At 68.0% G+C, this 6,493-nt stretch carries 7 protein-coding genes; 2 read left to right on the top strand and 5 right to left on the bottom strand.

All coding sequences use genetic code 11. The features are described 5' to 3' along the window. Positions 1 to 301 precede the first annotated feature (301 nt). A complete protein-coding gene (locus ACRDSK_RS30635) occupies positions 302 to 433 on the bottom strand; it encodes a DUF4232 domain-containing protein (RefSeq protein ID WP_431444877.1) in 132 nt (43 codons plus the stop codon). Between the two features lie 439 nt (positions 434 to 872). On the opposite strand from ACRDSK_RS30635, the gene ACRDSK_RS30630 reads away from it, so the two are divergent. Together ACRDSK_RS30630 and ACRDSK_RS30625 are read left to right on the top strand one after the other, a co-directional pair. Next, complete coding sequence (locus ACRDSK_RS30630) at positions 873 to 1,388, top strand: hypothetical protein (protein ID WP_431444876.1); 516 nt, start codon at positions 873 to 875, stop codon at positions 1,386 to 1,388. 759 nt (positions 1,389 to 2,147) lie between these two features. After that, entirely contained in the window at positions 2,148 to 3,440 is a 1,293-nt protein-coding gene (locus ACRDSK_RS30625) for an SLC13 family permease (RefSeq protein ID WP_431444875.1), read from the top strand. Between the two features lie 21 nt (positions 3,441 to 3,461). On the opposite strand, the gene ACRDSK_RS30620 is transcribed toward ACRDSK_RS30625, so the two are convergent. From ACRDSK_RS30620 to ACRDSK_RS30605, 4 genes are all read right to left on the bottom strand, one after another. Further along, complete coding sequence (locus ACRDSK_RS30620) at positions 3,462 to 3,872, bottom strand: hypothetical protein (protein ID WP_431444874.1); 411 nt, start codon at positions 3,870 to 3,872, stop codon at positions 3,462 to 3,464. Positions 3,873 to 3,987: 115 nt separating this feature from the next. Continuing rightward, entirely contained in the window at positions 3,988 to 4,392 is a 405-nt protein-coding gene (locus ACRDSK_RS30615; protein WP_431444873.1) for an ATP-binding protein, read from the bottom strand. Positions 4,393 to 4,610: 218 nt separating this feature from the next. After that, positions 4,611 to 5,111 (bottom strand): hypothetical protein, encoded by a 501-nt coding sequence (locus tag ACRDSK_RS30610; protein ID WP_431444872.1) that lies wholly within the window; start codon positions 5,109 to 5,111, stop codon positions 4,611 to 4,613. A 322-nt stretch (positions 5,112 to 5,433) separates the two neighbouring features. Continuing rightward, a complete protein-coding gene (locus ACRDSK_RS30605) occupies positions 5,434 to 6,294 on the bottom strand; it encodes an IS5 family transposase (protein WP_431444871.1) in 861 nt (286 codons plus the stop codon). Positions 6,295 to 6,493 lie beyond the last annotated feature (199 nt).

The following is a 6,493-nucleotide window of genomic DNA, read 5'->3' as shown; positions in this document are numbered from 1 at the left end:
ACAATCGACGACGTCGCCACAGTTACTGTGGCATGCAATCCCCGATCGACTACGAGACCAACGCGGCCAGTCGAGCCGCGTAGAGGAGTCCTCCACGATCTGGGGGGAAGCTCACCACACCCCTGGAAACAACACGTCCACCAAGCCGCAGTGACCTGGTGCGAATACCGACAAGGCGACGCGCTACACCGACGCTAAACCTAGGTCGACGCGCAGTGCGCTGCCCCTAACGCATGGAACGGATGCCGGCCGCTTGTGGCCTGCGCACCGATCTGCTGCTGGTCCTCCCCCGCGACCACCATCACGCGGGGAAGCCCGCGATCGTGCACGGATCGTCACCCGTGTTCTTGAACACCAGTGCGCGGTACGTGGTGCCCGTGACGCCTTCGGACTCACCCAACGACACCGACAGGGCACCCACGGTGCATGCCACCGGCGCGGACGGCGTCGTCGGGTGGTCAGCCGACTTGTCTACCGTGTCCGAAGTGGACGCTGAAGCCGGCCCTGACGACGTGCCCGACGGGCCGGTCGTCGAAGCGCCCTGCCCGGTCGTTGCCTGGGCCACTGCAGCCGCTGACCGCCAGGAATACCAGTGCTCCGTAGTAGAGACGGAGTCGCCGCATGAGACTGACGTGCCCGCCCGGACGCCGCGAAACCTGACAAGTCGTCAGGTCTCGTCGACGCCTTCGCAATCGGGGACGGATCGTCAGGGACTCGTCAGGTCGATCCACCCGGACGCACCGGACTATGACGATGTGTTGCCTACCAACATAAGTACCGCTCGCCGGCGGAGCCTCGTGCGTGACGAGTGGCCGGCACCGGCGTCTACGGAGGACAACCGGGCTTCGAGGGATGATATGGCGCTTGCGAGGATGTTCCGACCGGCACGCGATGAACGGTCCGCCACCCTGGTCGCGAAAGAGGCCATCCTTCTGTGGCCGCGTCACGTCGACGAGCCGCGCGGCAGCACGTGGCCGTGGCCGGTATTCGTGATCGCGGTCAGGGACCTGCCGGTCAGCGAGACCTCGTCGGCGGGGCCGCTGTTCGACCTCCTGCACCGCCCGCGACGGCCGGATGAGCTCGCGGTGGTCGGTGCCCGCTGCCGGTGGTCCGTACTGGATCAGCGCAACGCGCTGCTGCGCCTCTCGATTCACGGTGTCGCGCCGGTGCGGTTCGCCGTGGACATCGTGTTTCCGGTGCGCGAGGTGAGCGGCCTTCTCGACGTGCTGTCCGACGCGACGCTGGCCGTCACCACTGCCGGGCGCGCCGAGCGGCTCTCCGGGCGACCTGTCGGCGTCCGGCAGGCGCTGACTGATGTGGTTCTGTTGATCTGTCCCGAGTCCACCCAAACGCTCGCCGAGCTCGCGAGCCTGGCCGGTGCTGGATGACCACCTGCGCCTAGCGCGCGTCGTCGCCGGGTTCGACGACACCGACCGGAGCCGGTGTGCCGTGCGGTGGGCGGCCCGCCATTCCGCGCCGGTGTGCGTACGGCTGTCGTCGGCCGCCAACCGCACTGTGCGAGCGTCCGTCGTCAGGGACAGCTGCACGGTGAACGGCGGCAGCCCATGGCGGATCGCGTTGGCGACTAGCTCGTCGAGGACGATGCGCGCCTCCTTGATCGCACCCGCCGCGCAGGCGGCCGGAGAGCCATCGGTGCAGCACGGTCAGGAAGGCGGGATCCGGGTCGGCCGACCGCCTCTCGCCGAGTGGTCGGGCAACACACGGTGGTGGAGTTCGGGTAGGCGGCACATCGCCAAACTCCGTCGTGTCCGGGCCGGTCGGCCTGACGACTCGCTGACGATCTGCCACCGCACGCCTGGCCACCGCTCGGTCATCACATCGGCACACACCGTGGCACCGTCCTGCGAGTGACAGTCCACACAGGACGCTGATGTGCCGCGTGCGGATGCGTGATAGGGTAGCTAGTGGTGCGCCGGGAAGTCTGGTCGGCAACGTAGGGTCCGTTCCGACCAAGGAGCCGGCAGTTGCGCCAGAACCTTCCTTCACCGTGTCCACACCTGACCACGGTCTGCGTGTCCGCAGTCTGTTCATCCGCGCGATGATCGCCGCGGTGAACGGCATCCCCTGTCGACACAGGGAGTTCTCACGTCGGGTCGCCGAGGCGGCAAGTTGACTGTCGGGTTGCGATGAGCACCGGCATCGCGATCGCGGTCTTCGTCGTGGTCTACGTGCTGATCGCGTCGGACAAGGTCCCCAAGACGGCCGCCGCTCTCGGTGGCGCCGGTATCGTGCTCGGACTCGGCGTGGTCGGCGCGGAGGACGCGTTCTACTCGCACGAGACCGGCATCGACTGGGACGTCGTCTTCCTGCTCCTCGGCATGATGATCATCGTCGGGGTGCTGCGCCGGACCGGCGTGTTCGAGTACACCGCGATCTGGGCGACCAAACGCGCAGGCGGCTCCCCGCAGCGGATCATGGTGCTGCTGGTGCTGATCACCGCGGTCGCCTCCGCACTGCTCGACAACGTGACCACCGTGCTGCTCATCGCCCCGGTCACCCTGCTCATCTGCGACCGGCTGGACATCAACCCCGTACCATTCCTCATCGCCGAGGTGCTCGCCTCCAACATCGGTGGCGCGGCCACCCTCATCGGCGACCCACCCAACATCATCATCGGCAGCCGCGCGGGACTGAGCTTCAACGACTTCCTCGTCCACATGGCACCGATCGTCGCCGTCGAGCTCGCCGTGTTCACGCTCATCCTGCCTTGGCTGTTCCGCGGCTCGTTCACGGTCGAACCCGCCCGGGCGGCGAGCGTCATGGAACTCGAGGAGCGAGAGGCCATCCAGAACCCCAGGCTGCTCGTTCAGTGCGCGGCCGTGCTGCTCGTGGTGTTCGCCGCCTTCGTCACCCACTCGATCCACCACGTCGAACCCTCGGTCGTCGCGCTGCTCGGCGCCGGCGTCCTCGTCCTCGTCTCGCGCAGCCGGCCCGACGACTACCTGGCCAGCGTCGAATGGGAGACCCTGCTGTTCTTCGCCGGCCTGTTCATCCTGGTCGGCGCCATGGTCAAGACCGGCGCCATCGGCGAGCTCGCACAGCTCGCCGCCGACGCCACCGGCGGCGACGCCCTCACCGCCGTCATGCTCATCCTCGTGGTCTCCGCCGTGCTGTCCGGCGTCGTCGACAACATCCCGTACGTCGCCACCATGAGCCCACTCGTCGCCCAACTCGCCGCCGACATCGACAACCCCACACACGCCGAAGCACTGTGGTGGTCACTGGCCCTCGGCGCCGACTTCGGCGGCAACACGACCGCCATCGGCGCCAGCGCCAACGTCGTCGTCCTCGGCATCGCCCTACGCAACCAGACACCCATCTCCTTCTGGGAGTTCACCCGCAAGGGGATCGTCGTCACCGCGATCACCATCGCTCTGGCCGCGCCGTACCTCTGGCTGCGCTACTTCGTACTCGCGTGACCGCCGGCTCAGCGGGAACTGTCAGGCAACGTTGCGGCACAGGACGTTCGCGACGGCCGACAACTCACCGGAGGTGCGGCAGCCGAGCAGCACCACACCGGGCAGGCCCGATCGGTCGATGCGGGCGACGAGCCGCCGGGCATGCTGCCGGGTCGTGACGCCGATCGCGGCGCCACGCGCGACGACATCGTTCAGACCGAGAAAACACTGGGCGGGAACCAGGATGTCGACCGCCAAGGGCGTCGGCGCACTCGCCCGTACGGTCAGCCGCAGCGACGTCTCGCGCGGATGGACCACCGACCAACGACAGTCCGCGGTCAACGACACCGCGGCGGCATCGGATGGCGGTCGGCCGACGAGGCCGAGCAAGAGGTCCACAGAGGAGTCGTCCGAACTGTGGTTCGTACCCTCGTCCACGACGATCACGAACACCGGCGCCCGCAGCGACCCGCCGGACGGCCCGTGCGGTGCGGATGGCCACAACACCAGCACCTCGACCGCCTCAACGGCGGGCGTGCCGTCGTTCCGTTCCGATCGCGTGGTCCGGTCAGACATCGGCGGGACTCACCAGGATGGGCAACTCCGCCCAGACCGCCTTCCCGTCCGGCTCGTGCTCGATCCCCCAGTCCGGGCACAGCGCGCGGACGACTCGCAAGCCGCTACCCAGCGGCCAGCCGGTGGTCGACGAGGCCATGCCGTCGTGCACCTCAAGCCGGAGCGCGCCGCCCAGTTGCGGCAGGGCCACCCGCACCGCGAACGGCGGCCGAGCGTGCCGGAACGCGTTGGACAGCAGCTCGGCGAGCACGAACGACGCCTCCCGCACGGCGCCGCGGGTGCACCCGCGCAGCGGCTCCTCGAGCCAGCGATCCACCACGCCGAGGAAGGCACGGTCGACGCCGGCGAGATGCGCCTCGGCAAGCACCTGATCGGACGTCTGCTCGTCCAGCGTCATCGTGTGCTCCCGCGGGGTGTCGGCCGGCGGTGACGATCGCCGAGTCGGGAATCGATCCGCAGCGTCCACGACTCGGCGATCAGGTCCACCGTCCGCACGGCCGGGCAACGCTGCTCGTGGCGAGACATCGGCTCGTGTCACTCCCCGATCGATCGGCTACCGCCATCCTCACGGGTCACCGCGCCGATCGACCTGACGACTGTCTGACGATCCGCCGGTCACGCCCCGTGGATCGCGCTGATGTGGCCGGCCAGTTCGGCGAGCTCGCGAGAGGGGCCGCAGCTGAGCAGCACCAGCTCGCGGAGCGCCTCGCGAACGCCGACGGTCTCGGTGAGCCGGTAGGCGCGTCCGCGGGTGGTGATGCCGATCGTGGCGCCGCGGGCCACCACCTCCAACAGGCCGACAACCTGCTGTGCGGGAATCAAGATCTGTGCGGCGAAGCGCACCGGCACGCTGGCACGGACGCCGAATCGCATCAGCGCGAGTCGCGGATCGAGTATCGACCACTGACTCCGAGCGGTCACGATGGTCACCACGGAGCCGTGCCGTGGGCGGTCGAGCATGTCGAACAACGGCGTGACAGCCGACGGCTCGCCATCGGGATGTTCACCGACGACCACCACGAAGGCCGGCCACACGCTGGCCTCCTCGGCCGTGGTCGCCTCCCGAACGCCACGAGGCCACAGCGACACCACCTCGGCGGCGACCAACATGGGCACGTGATCACGACTGGGAGCCCTCGTCGGGTGCGACGGTGTGATAGGCATCGGACTCCCGTACTCGTGCCGTTGCGACTGTCCGATTGTCGACGGCTCTCGGCCGGCGGGGCGGATGCGGCCAGAAGTGTCAGGCAACCGCAAGGGGCGGAGCCGTGACGTTCGGGGCGGACTGGCGTTAGGACGAGAGTATGGTCGCGCACCCGAGCCACGTCTCCGACACCCGTTTGATCTCCGGTGAGCCCGGACTCGAGGTGGGGATGATTGCCACGTTGCTGCTCGTCGAGGACGACGCGCGGATCCGTGAGAACGTGTTTGAGATCTTTCATGGGGTGGTGAAGTGGCGTGGTCCGGGTCGGGTGGCGGGTGTTCCGCGGGCGATGCGGCGGGTCATGGTGGCGATGGCGGCCCAGCGGATGATGGCCTCGGCGGTGGCGGGGTGGCGTTCATAGTCGCGGGCCAGGCGGCGGTGACCGGTGAGCCAGGCGAACGTGCGCTCGACCGCCCACCTCCTGGGAATCACCGCGAAGCCCTTCTGGCCTTGGGGTTTGCGCACGATCTCGATCGTGGTTATGAGCAGTGCGCGAGCCCAGTCGATCAGGGCGCCGGCGAACCCGCCGTCGGCGAACAGGTGTCGCACCCGACGGGCCCGGGACATGCGTTGGCGGTGCCGCAGTTCCAGCAGCAGTTTCTTCGCGCCGTCGCGGTCTTGCACGCTGGCCGGTAGCACGAGCACGACCAGCAGCAGCCCGAGGGTGTCGGTGACGATGAACCGCTTGCGCCCGTTGGTCTTCTTGCCCGCGTCATAGCCGCGAGTGTCCATGCCGACGGTGTCGGCGCCCTTGACCGACTGGGAGTCCATCAACCCCGCACTGGCATCCGGGTCCCGGCCCTCACCAGTGCGGACCTGGGCGCGCAGGGCGTCGACCATCCGGAAGGTCAACTTCTGCTGTTCCCACCGGGTGAAATACCAGTACACCGTCTCCCACGGCGGGAAATCCACCGGCAGCTGCCGCCACGCACACCCCGACCGCACCACATACAAGATCGCGTCCACGATGTCCCGACGAGGATGCTTCTCTGGCCGCCCACCACGAGGATGACTCGCCGGCGCCGGCAGCAACGGCTCCACCACCGCCCACTCCGCGTCAGTCAGATCTGACGGGTACCGCTGCTCGCGTGCCATCCGCCACACCCTGGCCGCACTCACAGCTAAGATCACCCAGCCACGCCGACCAAGATCTCAAACACGCTCTGAGCTTGATTTTTAACCTCGGGGTTGGTGGCATCCACCCGGTTGATCATGAACGCAGCCCTTGGTTGATCATTCGTCTTGCGACAGAACGAAGATCGATCCAAGGGCTGCGGTGATCAGTGTGCACGAT

It is taken from the genome of Actinophytocola sp., assembly GCF_050699915.1.
In the GTDB taxonomy this organism is placed as follows: domain Bacteria; phylum Actinomycetota; class Actinomycetes; order Mycobacteriales; family Pseudonocardiaceae; genus Actinophytocola.
This window is presented reverse-complemented; position numbering and strand designations above follow the sequence as displayed.